At 73.0% G+C, this 15,453-nt stretch carries 14 protein-coding genes and 1 tRNA gene; 8 read left to right on the top strand and 7 right to left on the bottom strand.

Annotation, left to right across the window (positions count from 1 at the left end):
* Positions 1 to 43: 43 nt before the first annotated feature.
* On the top strand, positions 44 to 238 hold the full coding sequence (locus tag Aru02nite_RS23695; protein ID WP_373324962.1) for a site-specific integrase: 195 nt from the start codon (positions 44 to 46) through the stop codon (positions 236 to 238).
* An 89-nt stretch (positions 239 to 327) separates the two neighbouring features.
* On the opposite strand, the gene Aru02nite_RS23690 is transcribed toward Aru02nite_RS23695, so the two are convergent.
* Positions 328 to 401 (bottom strand) — tRNA-Pro (locus Aru02nite_RS23690).
* 52 nt (positions 402 to 453) lie between these two features.
* A complete protein-coding gene (locus Aru02nite_RS23685; protein ID WP_203661335.1) occupies positions 454 to 1,341 on the bottom strand; it encodes a metallophosphoesterase in 888 nt (295 codons plus the stop codon).
* Positions 1,342 to 1,416: 75 nt separating this feature from the next.
* Between Aru02nite_RS23685 and Aru02nite_RS23680 the strand changes: the two genes are divergently transcribed.
* Positions 1,417 to 1,872, top strand: a complete 456-nt coding sequence (locus tag Aru02nite_RS23680) for a GatB/YqeY domain-containing protein (protein WP_203661333.1) — start codon at positions 1,417 to 1,419, stop codon at positions 1,870 to 1,872.
* Positions 1,873 to 1,932: 60 nt separating this feature from the next.
* Here Aru02nite_RS23680 and Aru02nite_RS23675 read toward each other — a convergent pair whose 3' ends face one another.
* Complete coding sequence (locus Aru02nite_RS23675) at positions 1,933 to 4,275, bottom strand: transglycosylase domain-containing protein (RefSeq protein WP_203661331.1); 2,343 nt, start codon at positions 4,273 to 4,275, stop codon at positions 1,933 to 1,935.
* A 430-nt stretch (positions 4,276 to 4,705) separates the two neighbouring features.
* Here Aru02nite_RS23675 and Aru02nite_RS23670 point away from each other — a divergent pair, with 430 nt between their 5' ends.
* Positions 4,706 to 5,008, top strand: a complete 303-nt coding sequence (locus Aru02nite_RS23670; RefSeq protein ID WP_203661329.1) for a WhiB family transcriptional regulator — start codon at positions 4,706 to 4,708, stop codon at positions 5,006 to 5,008.
* 230 nt (positions 5,009 to 5,238) lie between these two features.
* Here Aru02nite_RS23670 and bagB read toward each other — a convergent pair whose 3' ends face one another.
* The 3 genes from bagB to Aru02nite_RS23655 all read right to left on the bottom strand — a co-directional run bounded on the left by bagB (position 5,239) and on the right by Aru02nite_RS23655 (position 7,983).
* Positions 5,239 to 6,411 carry an ArsA family ATPase gene (gene bagB, locus Aru02nite_RS23665; protein ID WP_373324960.1) on the bottom strand — a complete coding sequence of 391 codons (1,173 nt, stop codon included), beginning with the start codon at positions 6,409 to 6,411 and terminating at the stop codon, positions 5,239 to 5,241.
* Complete coding sequence (bagA, locus tag Aru02nite_RS23660) at positions 6,408 to 7,409, bottom strand: ATPase BagA (protein ID WP_203661328.1); 1,002 nt, start codon at positions 7,407 to 7,409, stop codon at positions 6,408 to 6,410. The genes bagB and bagA overlap by 4 nt, the downstream gene beginning before the upstream one ends.
* A 61-nt stretch (positions 7,410 to 7,470) precedes the next feature.
* On the bottom strand, positions 7,471 to 7,983 hold the full coding sequence (locus Aru02nite_RS23655) for an Rv0361 family membrane protein (protein WP_203661326.1): 513 nt from the start codon (positions 7,981 to 7,983) through the stop codon (positions 7,471 to 7,473).
* Positions 7,984 to 8,255: 272 nt separating this feature from the next.
* Between Aru02nite_RS23655 and sp36 the strand changes: the two genes are divergently transcribed.
* The 5 genes from sp36 (at position 8,256) to Aru02nite_RS23630 (ending at position 14,455) form a co-directional block, all read left to right on the top strand.
* Positions 8,256 to 8,417, top strand: a complete 162-nt coding sequence (gene sp36, locus Aru02nite_RS23650) for a Sp36 family protein (RefSeq protein WP_157035221.1) — start codon at positions 8,256 to 8,258, stop codon at positions 8,415 to 8,417.
* Positions 8,417 to 8,875, top strand: coding sequence for a RidA family protein (locus Aru02nite_RS23645; RefSeq protein ID WP_203661324.1), 459 nt, complete (start codon positions 8,417 to 8,419; stop codon positions 8,873 to 8,875). Before sp36 ends, Aru02nite_RS23645 begins: the two co-directional genes overlap by 1 nt.
* Positions 8,876 to 9,095: 220 nt before the next feature.
* On the top strand, positions 9,096 to 9,911 hold the full coding sequence (locus Aru02nite_RS23640; protein ID WP_373324966.1) for an MBL fold metallo-hydrolase: 816 nt from the start codon (positions 9,096 to 9,098) through the stop codon (positions 9,909 to 9,911).
* Positions 9,908 to 13,486 (top strand): adenylate/guanylate cyclase domain-containing protein, encoded by a 3,579-nt coding sequence (locus tag Aru02nite_RS23635; RefSeq protein WP_203661320.1) that lies wholly within the window; start codon positions 9,908 to 9,910, stop codon positions 13,484 to 13,486. The genes Aru02nite_RS23640 and Aru02nite_RS23635 overlap by 4 nt, the downstream gene beginning before the upstream one ends.
* Before the next feature lie 102 nt (positions 13,487 to 13,588).
* Positions 13,589 to 14,455: a serine/threonine-protein kinase gene (locus tag Aru02nite_RS23630; RefSeq protein ID WP_203661318.1), complete on the top strand. Its 867-nt coding sequence runs from the start codon at positions 13,589 to 13,591 to the stop codon at positions 14,453 to 14,455.
* 289 nt (positions 14,456 to 14,744) lie between these two features.
* Here Aru02nite_RS23630 and Aru02nite_RS23625 read toward each other — a convergent pair whose 3' ends face one another.
* The gene (locus Aru02nite_RS23625; protein ID WP_203661316.1) at positions 14,745 to 15,419 is read right to left on the bottom strand and encodes a Crp/Fnr family transcriptional regulator; all 675 of its coding nucleotides are present in this window, start codon (positions 15,417 to 15,419) and stop codon (positions 14,745 to 14,747) included.
* Positions 15,420 to 15,453: the final 34 nt, after the last annotated feature.

Genomic DNA, 15,453 nt, shown 5'->3' with positions numbered 1-15,453 from the left:
TCCGTTTGGCGCCAACCCAAGGGCTGTAGGGCACCAGGGCTGGGTGGCGACAGGACATGCGGCGCTGCTCGTGGATCTTGACGTACGCCCGCGGGCGGTGATGCAGATCCTCCGGCACGCGGACTTCGCGGTGACGATGGAGGTCTACTCCCAGGTGTCGTCCACGAAGACCCGCTCGGCGCTCAAGCGGCTCGGAGACAGCCTGGAAGCCGCCGGCGACGGCCGGAAGGCGGGCTAGATCCCGCTGCTGTACTTCACTGCTGTACAGACACTCAGAGGCCCTGTCGGATTGCTCCGACAGGGCCTCTGAACTGCCTCAACCATGCGTCGGGGTGGCGGGATTTGAACCCACGGCCTCTTCGTCCCGAACGAAGCGCGCTGCCAAGCTGCGCCACACCCCGAGGTGTGCTCGGCAATAGTAGCGGACCGGCCGGGTGGTACGCGACGGCGGGGTCAGGACCGCGGTACGAGCGTGAGGAGGGTCGCTTCGGGCGGGCAGGCGAACCGGACGGGGGCGTACGGGCTGGTGCCGAGTCCGGCGGAGACGTGCAGCCAGCTGGGGCCGTACCGGTGGAGGCCGGAGGCGCGGCGGCGGTCGAGGCCGCAGTTGGTGACGAGGGCCCCGACGTACGGGAGGCAGACCTGGCCGCCGTGGGTGTGGCCGGCGACGAGGAGGTCGAAGCCGTCGTCGGCCATGGGGTCGAGGACGTGCGGTTCGGGCGAGTGGGTGAGCGCGACGTGCACGTCGGCGGCGCCGTCGACGGCTCCGGCGACGGCGGCGTAGTCGTCGCGTTCGATGTGGGGGTCGTCGACGCCGACGAGTTCGACGGTGCGGCCGCCGGCCTTGATCGCGGTACGGGCGTTGTTGAGGTCGACCCAGCCGGCGGCGGCGAGTACGTCCCGAAGGTCTTCGACGGGCAGGTGCACGCCTTGCCGGTAAACGCGGTTGGGGTTGAAGTAGGTGAAGGGGTTCTTGAGGACCGGGCCCTGGTAGTCGTTGGAGCCGAACACGAACGCGCCGGGCGCGGTGGACAGCAGCGGCTGGAGCGCCCGTACGACGCCGGGGAGGGAGCCAGGGTGTGCCATGTTGTCGCCGGTGAGCAGGACCAGATCGGGGTCGAGCGCGGACAGCCCGGCCACCCAGTCCTGTTTGCGCCGCTGGTCCGGCATCATGTGCAGGTCGGAGATCTGCAGGACGCGCAGCGGCTCGGTGTCGGGTGCCAGCACGGGCACGTCGTACCGGCGCAGGGTGAAGCGGTTGCGCTCGATGAGGCCGGCGTACGCGAGGGTGGCCGCGCCGACGCCGAGCATGCCGAGGGTCAGGGCTGTACGGGTCCGCATGGGCACAGCGTAGTTTCGTCCGCCACCGCGCAATCTCCGAGGCGCCCGCGCCGGTACGGGGCGATCATTGTCGGCATGAGTTCTCTCAGCGAACGGCTGCGCGCCGACATGACCGAGGCGATGAAGGCTCGCGATGAGCTGACCCGCGACACCCTCCGGATGACCATGACCGCGGTACGTAACGCGGAGGTCTCCGGTGACGCGCCTCGCGAGCTGTCCGACGACGAGGTCGTGGCCGTGCTGATCAAGGAGGCGAAGAAGCGGCGGGAGGCGGCGGAGGCGTTCGACGCGGCCGGGCGTACCGAGTCGGCGGCGAAGGAGCGGGCCGAGGCCGGCGTACTCGCGCGGTACCTGCCGGCGGAGCTGTCCGACGACGAACTGGCCGAGCTGGTCCGCGGCGTGCTGGCCGAGGGCGGGTTCACCGAGCCGCGGCAGATGGGCCAGGTGATGAAGCAGGTCCAGCCGAAGGTGGCCGGCCGGGCCGACGGCAAGCGGGTCGCGGCCGAGGTCAAGCGCCAGCTCGCCGGCTGACCGGCACCCGGACACGACGAAGGCCCGGCGGATCACCGGGCCTTCGTCGTACGTACCGGGTCAGTTGCGGCGGGGGCCGGTGCCGGTGCCGCCGCCCGGCAGCCACGGGATGCCGCCGCCGTTGTCACCGCCGCCGCCGTTGGTCCCGCCACCGTTGTTGCCGCCGCCGTGGTGCCCGCCGTCCTTCTTCTTGTCGGGCTTCTTCTGCGCCGGCGGCTGCCGCAGGTATCCCTTGTCGCCGTAGGCGATCTTCTCGCTTTCCTTCTTGAAGTCGATCGGCTTCTTGCCCGCGAGCGCCGCCTTCATGGTCCGTCCGACGGCGAGGTCGACCGAGGCGGAGACGCCGCCGCCGACGTAGTTGTGCGGGTTGGCCGGGTCGACCGCGACCCCTGCGGCCGCGACCTGTGTGGTGAAGCCGGCGAACGTCTCGGTCGCGTTGTTCTCCGAGCTACCGGTCTTGCCGGCGAGCTGGTGGTCGCCGAGCATCCCGGCCAGGCCGGACGCCGTACCGTTGCTGCCGCCGACCGCGTTGCAGCTGCCGTAGTACGGGGTGTCGTTGACGGTGCAGCGGGCGCCGTCGGTGGCGGCCCGGGCGATGTCCGGGTCGATGGCCTGGTGGCAGTCCGGCTTCGCGGCCGGCACGCTGCGGCCCTGGTTGTCGACGATCTTCAGTACGGGCAGCGGCTTGCAGTACTTGCCGTCCGCGCCGAGCGTCGCGTACGCGTTCGCCAGCTCCAGCGGGAACGTGCCGGCGACACCCAGGGTGAACGCGCCCCACTGGTCGGCGTTGTTCGCCAGGTACGCGTCGCTGGCGTTGCCGCTCGGGCTGTCGTACCCCTGCTTGGGGTCGCCCTTGAACGTGATGCCCAGCTTCCTCGCCATCGCCACCGCCTTCTGCGGCCCGACCTGCTCCTCCAGCCACACGAAGTACGTGTTGACGGAGTGCGCGAAGCCGGTCCACATGTTCCGGTAGCCGACCATGTAGCTGCTGTTGTTGTCGTTCGTGACGCAGTAGTAGTAACCGCCCTGGCCGTTCGGGCAGCCGGCCGGGCCCTGGCCCACCGGGTAGTGCGTCGTGTAGCGCACCGGCGCGTTGAACCCGGTGTCCAGCGGCTTACCGGCGGACAGCGCCGCCAGCATCGTGAACATCTTGTACGTCGAACCGGTCTGGTACCCGATGTCGTGCACCGAGTCGCCCGAGCCCGTGATCAGCGGGTTGACCGTGTTCGGGTAGTTGTTCTGGCCGGACGGGTTCTTGTCGTAGCTGTAGTTGCGGTTGACCGCGAGCGCCAGCACGTGCCCCGAGCCGGGCTCGACCGCGGCGATCGGCAGCGTGAGCGGGTTGTCCTTCGAGTACACGTTGGTGGACTCGGTCATCGCGGTCTTCTGGACCTTCGGGTCCAGCGACGTGACGATCTTGTAGCCGCCCTGCTTGAGGTTCTTGACCCGGTCACTCGCGTTCGTCCCGAACGCCTTCTGCTGCGACCACCACTGCTGCACGTAGTCGCAGAAGAAGCCCCAGTCCTTGTGGTTGTCCGGAACGCTGGAGCAGCCCTCGGGCGCCTCGCTGACGTGCAGCGTGATCGGCTTCGCCTGCTCCTTCTTCGCCTCTTCGGGGCTGATGTAGTGCAGCTTGGCCATGGCGCCGAGCACGTAGTTGCGCCGGGACGTGGCGTACTTCGGGTTGACCGTCGGGTCGTTCGACGGGGTCTGCACCATGCCGGCGATCATCGCGGCCTCGCCCGGCGTCAGCTTGCTCGGCGGCTTCGAGAAGTACGTCTCGCTGGCCGCGTAGATCCCGTACGCGTGGTGGCCGAAGAAGGAGATGTTGAGGTAGCGCTCCAGGATCTGCTTCTTGCTGAGCTTCTTCTCCAGGGCCACCGCGTACCGCATCTCCTTGAGCTTGCGGGCCGGGGTGTCGGCGAGCGCCTCGTTACGCTCCTGCTGCGTCGCGTTCGGGTTGTTCTTGAGCACGTTCCGCACGTACTGCATGGTCAGGGTCGAGGAGCCCTGGGAGACCTGGCCGCTCTGCCCGTTGGCGACGAGCGCGCGCAGTACGCCCTTCAGGTCCACGCCGTGGTGCTGGTAGAAGCGGGTGTCCTCGGCGGCGACCATCGCGTTCTGCATGATCGGCGCGACGTCCGCGATCGGGATGTCCTTGCGGTTCTCGTCGTACAGCTGCGCGATGAGCGTCTTGCCGTCCTTCGCGTACAGATACGAGATCTGGTTGGACGGCGGGATCTTCAGGTCGGCCGGCAGGTTCTCGAACGAGTCGGACCCGGCCTTGGCGGTCAGCCCGGTGAAGGCGACGGCGGGAAATGCGGCAGCGGCGACGACAACGCCCGCCAGCAGGCCGCAGATCAGCAATGACGCGGCACTGGACAGGAGGGAACGTTCGCGCATGGATTTCACCGTCCCAGGGTACGTGACGAGGTTGCGCGCTCCCGCGGCTCGGTGCCGCGGGGCAGGCCCTCACCGGGGGGTCGGGCCGTGGGCAGGACGCACCCGGCTCCGCGGGTGCCCGTACCAGAAGACGCGACGGCTTGCGGCCAGGTTGCGGCGGCTCGGCGAAGCGTTGCACATCTCACGGGCGGGTGAACCCCCGATCGGTGGAACTATTTCGCCTGACGACGTTGCGTAATGGCTCCACTACGGAGGATCATGACTGCGGCGGCGGGCATCGCGATCTCTCACGCTTGAGAGCGACGAAGTCCGTACGTGCTGTTGTGGTTGGGGCCGTGGACTACTTAGTCTGCGCACGGGGGCAGCTCCAACCCACACCAGCGGGCCCGTCAGGGTCACGTCAGGGGGACCAAGAGGGGGGTCTTGGGTTATGGGGCTGAACGCCGAATGGGCAACTAGTGCCGCGTGTCGGGATGGGGACCCGGACGCACTGTTCGTACAGGGGGCGGAACAGAACATTGCCAAGCGGATCTGCCGGTCGTGCCCGGTCCGGTTCGAGTGCCTCGCGGACGCACTCGACAACCGGATCGAGTTCGGCGTGTGGGGCGGCATGACCGAGCGGGAGCGGCGGGCACTGCTGCGCCGACACCCGCAGGTACGAAGCTGGCGATCGGTATTCGAAGCGGCGTTGAAGAACCAGCGGACGCCGGTCACCGCAGCACTGGCCGGCTGACGAGCCGCACCGGACGCTGCCGGGCAGGGGGCCCGACACCGGACGGTACGGCGGGGGACACACCGGAGATCGTGTCGGACGCGAACCACACCGGTCCGTACGGGGGGAATCGTCACGGACCGTGGAGCTGCCACCCGGCGGCCGACACGACGTACACGACGCCCGGCCGGCGACCCGGCCGGGCGTTTCCCTGCCCACCACCGATCCCTTGGTACGTAAGGGAAAGCGGGTCAGTGCGCGTCGGCGAGGGCGGCGCCGACGGCGCGCAGCCCGGTGAGGTCGTGGACGTCCTCGGCCAGCGCCGGCACCGCCGACAGCGGTACGGACGGGTGGGCGTGCGCGAAGCGGTCGGCGACCTGGCGCTCGCGTTCGACCCGGCGGCGGAGCGCGGCGTGGATGCGCAGGACGGCCGCGGTGGTCGCGGCGTCGTCGTCGAGTGACTCGGCCGCGCCGAGGCTGCGCTCGACCGACAGCGCGGGTGCGGCGACCTCGTGCACCCGGTTCAGGACGAGGCCGTGCAGCGGCATGTGGTCGGCGGCGAGCCGCTCCGCGAAGTACGTGGCCTCCCGGATGGCGTCCGGTTCGGGCGCGGCCACCAGGAGGAAAGCGGTCTCCCGGGCCTGCAGTACCCGGTACGTGCGCTCGGCCCGCTGCCGGAACCCGCCGAACGTCGAGTCCAGCGACGACACGAACGTCGACACGTCGGAGATCAGCTCCGTGCCGAGCACCTTCGTGAACGCCCGCCCCACCAGCGAGAACGACGCGGTCATCAGCCGCAGCACGCTGCGCCCACCGGTACGCGCCGGGACGAGCAGCAGCCGCAGCATCCGGCCGTCCAGGAACTTCGCCAGGTGCTGCGGCGCGTCCAGGAAGTCGAGCGCGGACCGGGACGGTGGGGTGTCCACCACGATCAGGTCCCACCGGTCCGTCGCGCGTAGCTGGCTCAACTTCTCCATCGCCATGTACTCCTGCGTCCCCGCGAACGTGGACGACATGGCCTGGTAGAAGGGGTTCGCGAAGATCTCCGCCGCCTTCGCCGGGTCGGTGTGCGCGAGCACCACCTCGTCGAAGGTGCGCTTCATGTCCAGCATCATCGCGTACAGCTCGCCGCCGGCCGACGTGTCCACGTCCGGTACCGGACGTGGTGCGTTGTCCAGCTCGGTCAGGCCCATGGACTGCGCCAGCCGGCGCGCCGGGTCGATCGTCAGTACGACGGTGCGCCGGCCGGCCTCCGCCGCGCGCAACGCCAGCGCCGCCGCCGTGGTCGTCTTGCCCACGCCGCCCGCGCCGCAGCACACCACGATCCGGATGGACGGGTCGTTCACGATCGCGTCGACGTCCAGCGTCGGCGGCCCGACCGGGCGGCTCGACACCGCGCCCTCGGTCTTCTCCTCCGTACTCACGGTGCGACGACCCCCTGCTTCGTGAGGGACGCGGCCAGCGAGTACAGGCCGGAGAGGTCGATGCCGTCGGGCAGCAGCGGGAGTTCGAGCATCAGGTGGCCGAGGCCGGTCAGCTCGTCGCGGAGCCGGGACTCCAGCGCCAGCCGCGTCCGGTACGCACCGGCCTCCGCGGCCAGCCCGGCCACCGTCGTACGGTCGGCGGGGAGGCCGGCGGCGACCAGCCCGCGGCGGATCTCCGCCTGCGTGACCCTGCCGGACAGCAGCGGCGGGCGGGTGCCGTTGACGATCACCGCGCCGACCGGCAGGCCCAGCCCGGCCAGCTCGGCCGCGGCGTCCGCCGTCTCCTGTACCGGCATCTCCTCCAGCAGCGTGACCACGTGCACCGCGGTCATCGGCGACCGCAGGATCGCCGAGACACCCTCGCTCTGCGTCTTGATCGGGCCGACCTTGGCCAGCTTCGCCGTCTCGGCCGTGACGTTCAGGAACCGGGCGATGCGGCCGGTGGGCGGCGCGTCCAGCACGACCGCGTCGTACGCCCGGGTGCGGTCGCCGGTCCGCGTGGTGCGGGTGACGGCCTCCTTGACCTTGCCGGTCAGCAGTACGTCCCGCAGGCCGGGAGCGATCGTGGTGGCGAAGTCGACCGCGCCGAGCCGCTGGAGCGCCCGGCCCGCGCCGCCCAGCCGGTAGAACATGTCGAGGTAGTCGAGCAGCGCCTCCTCGACGTCCACCGCCAGCGCGCGCACCTCGCCGCCGCCGGGCGCCACCGCGATCCGCCGCTCCTGGTACGGCAGGGGCGGGGTGTCGAACAGCTGCGCCAGGCCCTGCCGGCCCTCGACCTCGACGACGAGGGTGCGGCGGCCGTCGGCGGCCAGCGCCAGCGCCAACGCGCCGGCGACGGTGGTCTTGCCGGTGCCGCCCTTGCCGGTCACGACGTGCAGCCGGGCCCGCGGCCAGCCCGGGGCACCGGACTGCCCGGGAGGCTGGGGTGATCGCGGCACGCTGCCGAGCGTACCCGTGGGTCGCCTGCGGGTACGGCCACCTGCCGCCCGCCGCGCGCCCTCAGCTGCGCGTACGGATGGAGCAGACCCGCCAGCCGTGCTCGTCCACGGTCTGGAACGTCCACGTCTGGTGCGCGCTCTGCGACTGGCCGTCCACCGTGCGCTTGAGCGTGAGCGTCGACGTGACCTGGGCCTTGTCGTCGTCGTGGCTGGTCTGCTTTGGCGCCGTCCACGTCACGCCACTGCCCTTGCCCTGGTACCGGGCGGCCTCGGTGATGAGCTGCTTGACCGAGTTCGCGTCGCGCTGCTGGGCGCACACGTACCGGTTGGCGGTGTCGACGTTCTGCTCGTGGAAGACGGCGTCCAGCAGCCCGCTCGCCGCCGCCGCCGGGCTCGCCCCGCCCGCGGGCACCCGCCCGACCAGGAGGTATCCCGTCGTACCGAGGCCGAGGCACAGCAGGATGACGCCGATCAGCACCACCACCGTCACCGTGCCGCCCCGGGTACGCGGGGGTGCCGGCGGGTGCGGCGTGCCGTACCCGAACTGGGGGGCGGGCGGTACGTCGGTGGCCATGGTCAACACCCTAAGCGCTCGGCGCGACGCGGTCCGGCCCCGACGCCGGGCGGGGTGGCGCGGTCGGCCGGAGGGGCCGCCGGGCACGTCCTGAGAGGTCCTGACAGAAAGGACTGTCGGCGCCTGGCGGACTCAGGACGACGCTGCCGACGTTGCCGGCACAGTCGCTCACGTACAACACCGGTATGCGACTGCACCTCCGCCTTGGCAGCCCCGCCCTGAGCCTCACCAGCCATCCGACGCCCTTCTGGTAGGACCTCTAAGCTGGCGCCATGCAGAAATGGGAATACCAGACGGTGCCGCTGCTCGTGCACGCCACCAAGCAGATCCTGGACAACTGGGGCTCGGACGGGTGGGAGCTGGTCGCGGTGATCCCGGGCCCCAACCCGGAGAGCCTCGTCGCGTACCTCAAGCGTCCGGTGGAGCAGTCCTGATGGCGGTGGCGGACCGGCTGGCCGAGCTGGGCCTGACGCTGCCCGAGGTGGCCGCGCCGGTCGCGGCGTACGTGCCGGCCCTCGTCGACGGCGACCACGTGTACGTGTCCGGTCAGCTGCCATTCGTCGACGGCGTGCTGCCCGCCACGGGCAAGGTGGGCGCCGAGGTGAGTACCGAGCGGGCGGCCGAGCTGGCGCGGCTCTGCGCGCTCAACGGCCTCGCCGCCGTCGCCTCCGTCGTCGACCTCGACTCCGTACGTCAGGTCGTGAAGGTGACCGGGTTCGTCGCCTCGGCGCCCGGGTACACGGACCAGCCGGCGGTGATCAACGGGGCGAGCGAGCTGCTGGGCGCCGTGTTCGGCGACGCCGGCCGGCACGCCCGCAGCGCGGTCGGCGTGGCGGAGCTGCCGAAGGGCACGCCGGTCGAGGTCGAGCTGATCGTCCGCGTCGCGGGCTGAACCGTTCCGGCGGTCGGGAAACCCGGAGCGGATGCACAGCGCGCGCCCGGCGCAGGGTGGGATCGCCGGGCCCGTCCGGAATGACCGGACGAACCACCGCACCGTCCGGCGACCGGTACCCCCGCCTGGTGGTCGGATGTCGGACGGGCTGTGGGTGATCGGCGTCTCGCGCCGTACGATCACTGCCGTGGGCACGGAGGATCGTACGGTCGGCCCCCGGGTGGGGGCCCGCCTGACCGACCCGGCCAGCGCCGTCCTGTCCGATCTGCCGGACTGGGCCACCCGGGTGCTGGCCCCGAACCCGGGCCCGATGACCCTCACCGGGACCAACTCGTGGGTACTGCGCGCGCCGGGCGCCGCGGACTGCGTCGTGGTCGATCCGGGCCCGGCCGACGAGGAGCACCTGGCCGCGCTCGCCGCCGAGCACCCCTCCCTCGTACTCGTCACGCACGGGCACCCGGACCACGTCGAGGGGCTGGCGCGGTTCCGGGACCGTACCGGGGCGCGGGTGGTGGCGGCCGATCCGGCGCTGGCCGACGAGTCGCCGGTGGACGGCGCGGTGGTCGAGGCGGCCGGGCTGCGGATCGGGGTGCTGGCCACGCCCGGCCACACCCGCGACTCGCTGTGCTTCGTGGTCGGCGCCGATGCGCCGGTGGGCGTCCTGACCGGCGACACCGTGCTGGGTGCCGGCACCACGGTGGTCATGTGGCCGGACGGCGACCTCGGTGCGTACCTGGCGAGTTTGGCCCGGTTGGGCGCGCTGGCCGGCGTACCGGCGCTGCCGGGGCACGGGCCGGCGCTCGCCGACTGCGCCGCCGCGGCCGACTTCTACCTCGCGCACCGCACCGCCCGCCTCGACCAGGTACGTGCCGCGCTGGCGGCCGGCGCGTCCGGGGTGGACGGCGTGGTCGACGCGGTCTACCCGGACGTCGACCCCGGCGTACGGCCGGCGGCCGAGCTGACGGTGCGCGCACAGCTGGCGTACCTGGGTGACCGGGAACACATTCGGCCCCCCGAGCCGTTGGACCGCACGTGACCTGCCCGGTGTGTGGAACCGTCGCCGTACCCGGCGCCCGCTACTGCCATCACTGCGGCAGCCGGCTGCCGACCGTGGCGACCGCGCCGCTGACCGAGCGGCGCGTCGTGACCGTACTGTTCGGCGATCTGTCCGACTTCACGGCCTGGTCCGAGGACCTGGACCCGGAGCGGGTCAGTTCGGTGACCGACCGGGTGCTGGCCGCGTTCGCGGGCGCGGTCACCACGTTCGGCGGGCACGTGGACAAGCTGACCGGCGACGGGATCATGGCCGTGTTCGGCGCGCCCGTCGCGCACGAGGACGACCCCGACCGCGCCGTCCGCGCCGCCCTCGCCATGCAGCGCGCGGTACGCCGGGTGCTGGACGCCGAGCAGGGCGGTGGCGTACCGCTGGGGCTGCGGGTCGGGTTGAACACCGGCACCGTCGTCGCCGGCGTCCAGGCGAACCTGGAGTACACGGTGATCGGGGACGCGGTGAACACGGCCGCCCGGCTGGCCGACGCCGCGCAGGTCGGCACCGTGTACGCGGGCTCCACGACGTACCACGCGACCCGGCAGCGGGCGGCGTGGCGGCGGCTGCCCCCGTTGCGGCTCAAGGGAAAGCGCGAGCCGGTCGAGACGTACGAGCTGCTCGGGCTGCGGGACGCGCCGGGCACCCGGTCCGGCCTCGGCGACGAGGCGCCGTTCATCGGCCGCGAGCCGGAGGCGGGCCGCTTCGACGGTCGGCTGAACGAGGTCATCGACCGCGGCCAGCCCCGCGTCCTGGTGATGACGGCGGAGGCGGGTGTCGGCAAGTCGCGGTTCGCCGCGGAGGCCGGCCGTCGCGCCGCGGAGCACGGCGCCCGCGTACTGTCCGTCCGCTGCGAGGCGTACGGGGAGCGCCGGCGGCTGGCGCCGCTCGCCGACCTCGTACGGCAGGCGGCCGGGTTGTCGCGCGAGGACGGCAACCACCGCGGTGGCGGCCGGTCCACCGCGCAGGCCCGGCTGAACCGGTTGGCGGCCAAGCAGACCGGCGACGCGCCGCGGCTGCCGGTCGAGCTGCTGCTGGCGCTGCTCGGGCACGGCGAGCTGCCCGGCCGGCTGGAGCGACCCGCCGGTACCGGCGGCGACACCGGCGAGGCGGTCCCGGCCGCGGTCGCCGACCTGCTCAACCTGCTGGCCACCGAGTCGCCGCTGGTGGTCATCGTCGACGACGTACACGACGCGACCGGCGAGACGCTCCAGGCGCTCGGCGCGATGATCTCCCGACTGACCGGTCCGGTGCTCGTGCTGCTGATGGGCCGCCCCGAGCTGACCCGTACGGCGGGGCTGCTGTCCCGGATCCCGGACGCGGAGCTGGCCCCGCTGCCCGCGCTGCGCGGGGAGGACGCGGGCCGGCTGCTGCGGGCGTACCTGAGTGGTGGGCGGTTGGGGGCGGGCGACGAGAGCCGGCTGCTGGCCACCGCCCAGGGCAACCCGTTCTACCTGGCCGAGCTGGTGACGCTGCTGATGGAGCGCGGCCGGCTGGTGGAGGAGAGCGAGCCCGGCGACGGGGACCGGGTGCGCTGGTCGCTGGCGGACGGTTCGCTCGGCGCGCAGCTGCTGTCCCGCGACCTCGCCGCCGTACTCGCGGCCCGCATCGACGCGCTGACCGCCACCGGCCGCTCCGTACTGCGGGACGCGGCGGTGGTGGGTGACACGGTGCCCACGTCGGCGCTGGCGTCGCTGTCGCCGTCGCTGACCGAGACGGACCTGGACAAGGCGCTGGACGACCTGGTCGCGCGCAACATGCTGCGCCGCGCCGGCCGGGAGGAGTACACGTTCGCGACGCCGCTGATGCGCGAGGCGGCGTACGCGGGGATCGGGAAGGCGGACCTGGCCGACCGGCATGCCCGGCTGGCCCGCTGGGCGTCGCGCCGGGTGCACTCCGAGTCGACGTACGGGCCGCTCGACGGCGAGGTCGGCGGGGACGACGCGTTCGTGGCCGAGCACGCCGAGAAGGCGGTGCTGCTGGCCGACGAGGTGAACCTGCGCGACGACGCGGACGCGCGGTCGGTCGCCCCGCTGGGTGCCGCGGCGCTGTCGCGGATGGCCGCGCGCGCCCTCGCCGACGGCGAACCCAGCCGTACGGTCGAGCTCGCCGGGCGCGCCGCCCGCGTCGCCGGCGGTACCGGTGGGGGCAGCCTGCCGGCGGCGGACCGGCTGGTACGGGCGAGGGCGCTGCTCCAGCTGGGTCGGGCCGGCGAGGCGCGGGCGGAGGCCGAGGAGGTCGCCGCGGGCGCGATCAGCGACCCGGTACGGATCGACGGGCTGCTGCTCGCCGGCGACGCGTACCGGACGCTCGGGAACCGGGAGCAGGCGCGGGCCTCGTGGCGGGGGGCGCTCCAGGCGGCGGAGAGCGCGGACCTGCCGCAGCAGCGCGCCGCGACGCTGTGCAAGCTCGGCATGAGCGACTACCTGTCGGGCCGGTTCGTGGAGGCCGAGGAGGAGATCGCGCAGGCGTACCGGGTGTCGGTGCAGGCGGACGACAAGCGCAACCAGGCGTGGGCGTTGCAGCACCTGGCCTGGGTGACGACCAGCCGCGGCGACTTCGCCGGGGCGGACGCGGCGCTGGGCCGGGCGGCGAAGCTGTTCGCGGAGCTGGACGACGACACCGGGCGTACGTGGGTGCGCGGGACGACGGCGTTCGGCCGGCTGCTGGCGGGGCGGCTCGCCGAGGCGGACGGGCTGGCGCGGGCGTTCCTGCCGTTCGGCGAGCGGGTCGGCGACACCTGGGCCGTCGGTACGTTGCGCAGCGTCGCCGCGTTCGCCGCCGCCGAGCTGGGCCGGCTGGCCGAGGCGGAACGCGCGGCCGACCGGGCGTACCGGGACTTCGAGGTGATGGGCGAGGACTGGGGCCGCGGGCTGGCGCTGGTGGCGCGGGCGATGGTCGCGCGCGGGTTCGGCCGTACCGACCGGGCGGTCGACCTGCTCACCGAGGCCGAGCGGTACGGGGAGAAGACGAGTCACCCGCTGCTGCTGGGCATGGCGCGCACGGTGCGCGGGTTCTGCCAGCTGGACCGGTCGGACGCGGTGGCCGCCGAGCGCGACGCCCGCGCCACCCTCGACCTGGTCGAGCCGTACGACGTGCTCGATGCGGCGCGGGTCGGCCCGACCGTACTGCTCGCGGAGGCGCGGCGGGCGCAGGGCGACCTGCCGGGTGCGCTGGCGCTGCTGGACGAGGTCGACAAAGACCCGGAACGGCCGGCGCTGCTGCTGTCCCGCCGGCAGGCCGGGGCCGTGCACGCGCTGGCGCTGCTCTGCGCCGGGCGTACGGACGACGCGGTGGCGCGGGCGGCCGCAGCGGTGGAGGCGCCGGCGGAGGACGTCCGCAGCACCGTGCTGGCGTACTGGGCGCTGGCGAAGGCGTTGCTGGCGGCCGGGGACGGGGACGCGGCACGGGCGGCCGCGCGCAAGGCCGTGGACGCGGCGTACGCGACGGAGCAGACCGCGGACCGGCCCGGTGTCGACGCCCTCGCCGCCGAGGTGGAGGCGCTCAGCGGGATCGACCCGTGTACCGCGGCCGTCGGCGCCGACAGCGAGCTCGACGCCCCGTGACCAGGACGGCCGGGCGCACCAGGCGGTCGTCGTACGCCCCGTCCGGGCTGACGGATTCGTGACATCGGAACGTCGGACCCGCGGCGTACGCTCGGACCGCGCATGTCGACCCAGACGGTACGGGAGGAATCGGTGAGTTCGACGAACCCCGTACCGAAACCGCCCGACCTGGGTCCGAACCTGACCGGCCTGGTCCCCATCGCGCACGGCAGCTGCTCCACCGTGTACCGCGCGGACCAGCCGACCGTCGGCCGCGCCGTCGCCGTCAAGATCGACAACCGCACCCTGGACACCGAGCTGGACCGCCGCCGCTTCCGGTACGAGGCGCGTGCCACCGGCCGGGTCTCCGGCCACCCACACGTGATCGACCTGTTCGACGCGGGCGTCAGCACCGACGGCCATCCGTACCTGGTGATGGAGCTGTGCACCGGGTCGTACACGGACCGGACCGGGCGGACGTCGCCGGCCGAGGTGCGGGTGATCGGCACCCGCATCGCCGACGCGCTCGCCGCCGCGCACTCCGCCGGCGTGCTGCACCGGGACGTCAAGCCGGGCAACATCCTCCGCACCCGGTTCGGGTCACCGGTGCTCGCCGACTTCGGCCTCGCCGTCCTGCTCGACCAGCGGGACGGCCGGGAGGGCCTCGACCCGCTCACCCCGGCGTACGCGCCGCCCGAGTCGGTCGAACTGGCCCAGGCGCTGCCCTCCGGCGACGTCTACTCCCTCGCCGCCACCATGTACGCGCTGCTCGCCGGCCACCCGCCGCGGCTGCCCGACCCGGGCGTACCGACCACCGCCACCCTCGTCGAGCTGTACCGGCAGCCCGTGCCGGCGCTGCCGGGCGTACCGCCGGAGCTGTTGGGGGTGCTGCGCCGGGCGCTCGCCACCGATCCGGCCGACCGGCCGGCCGCCGCGGACTTCCGCGACCTGCTCAACACCCTGCCGGTCTCCGAGCCCGTCACGTCCTGACCCGCCACGGCGACCGGACCCGTTGCCAGAGCACCGATCCCGCCACGCTTCCACGGCCCCCGGCCAGCCCGCACCACCATGCCCCGCGTCCACCTGGCACCGCATACCCCGGGACCGCATGCCCCGGGACCGCATGCCCCGGGACCGCTACGGCCCGGACCGGCATACCCCGCGACCGCCTGGCACCGCACGCCCCAGGACCACCGCGGTCCGGCCCACCGCGGTCCGGTACGCAGCACGACGGCCCGGGAACGTGTCCCGGGCCGTCGTGGTACGTCTGTCGCTGGCGTCAGCGGGCGCGGCGGGCGAGCCGCTCGGGGTCGAGGATGATGACGCTCTTGCCGTCGAGGCGGAGCCAGCCGCGGGACGCGAAGTCGGCGAGCGCCTTGTTCACGGTCTCGCGGGACGCGCCGACGAGCTGCGCCAGTTCCTCCTGGGTCAGGTCGTGGGTGACCCGCAGGACGCCGCCGTCCCGGGTACCGAACCGGCCGGCCATCTGGAGCAGGTTCTTCGCGACCCGGCCGGGCACGTCGGTGAAGATCAGGTCGGCGAGCGAGTCGTTGGTACGCCGGAGCCGGCGGGCCAGGACGCGCAGTAACTGCTCGGCGATCTCCGGGCGGTTGGTGAGCCACGGCCGGAGCGCCGCCTTACGGAGCCGGGCCAGGCGCAGGTCGGTCACCGCGGTGCCGGTCGCCGTACGCGGGCCGGGGTCGAACAGCGACAGCTCGCCGACCATGTCGCTCGGGCCCATGATGGCGATGAGGTTCTGCCGGCCGTCGGCGGCGCGCCGGCCCAGCTTCACCTTGCCGGACAGCACGATGTAGAGGCTGTCGCCCGGCTCGCCTTCCGTGAAGACGATGTCGCCCTTGCGTACCTCAAGGATTTCGAGGTCCTTGGCGAGCGCCTCGGCGGCCTCCGGGTCCACGCCCTGGAAAAGGCCAGCCCGTGCCAGTACATCTTCCATCGCGCACCTCCACCCCGCAGCCGGCGCTGCGCGG

Source organism: Actinocatenispora rupis (genome assembly GCF_016861975.1).
Taxonomy (GTDB): Bacteria; Actinomycetota; Actinomycetes; order Mycobacteriales; family Micromonosporaceae; genus Actinocatenispora; species Actinocatenispora rupis.
The sequence above is the reverse complement of the archived record's forward strand: the minus strand, read 5'-3'. Positions and strand labels throughout refer to the sequence as shown.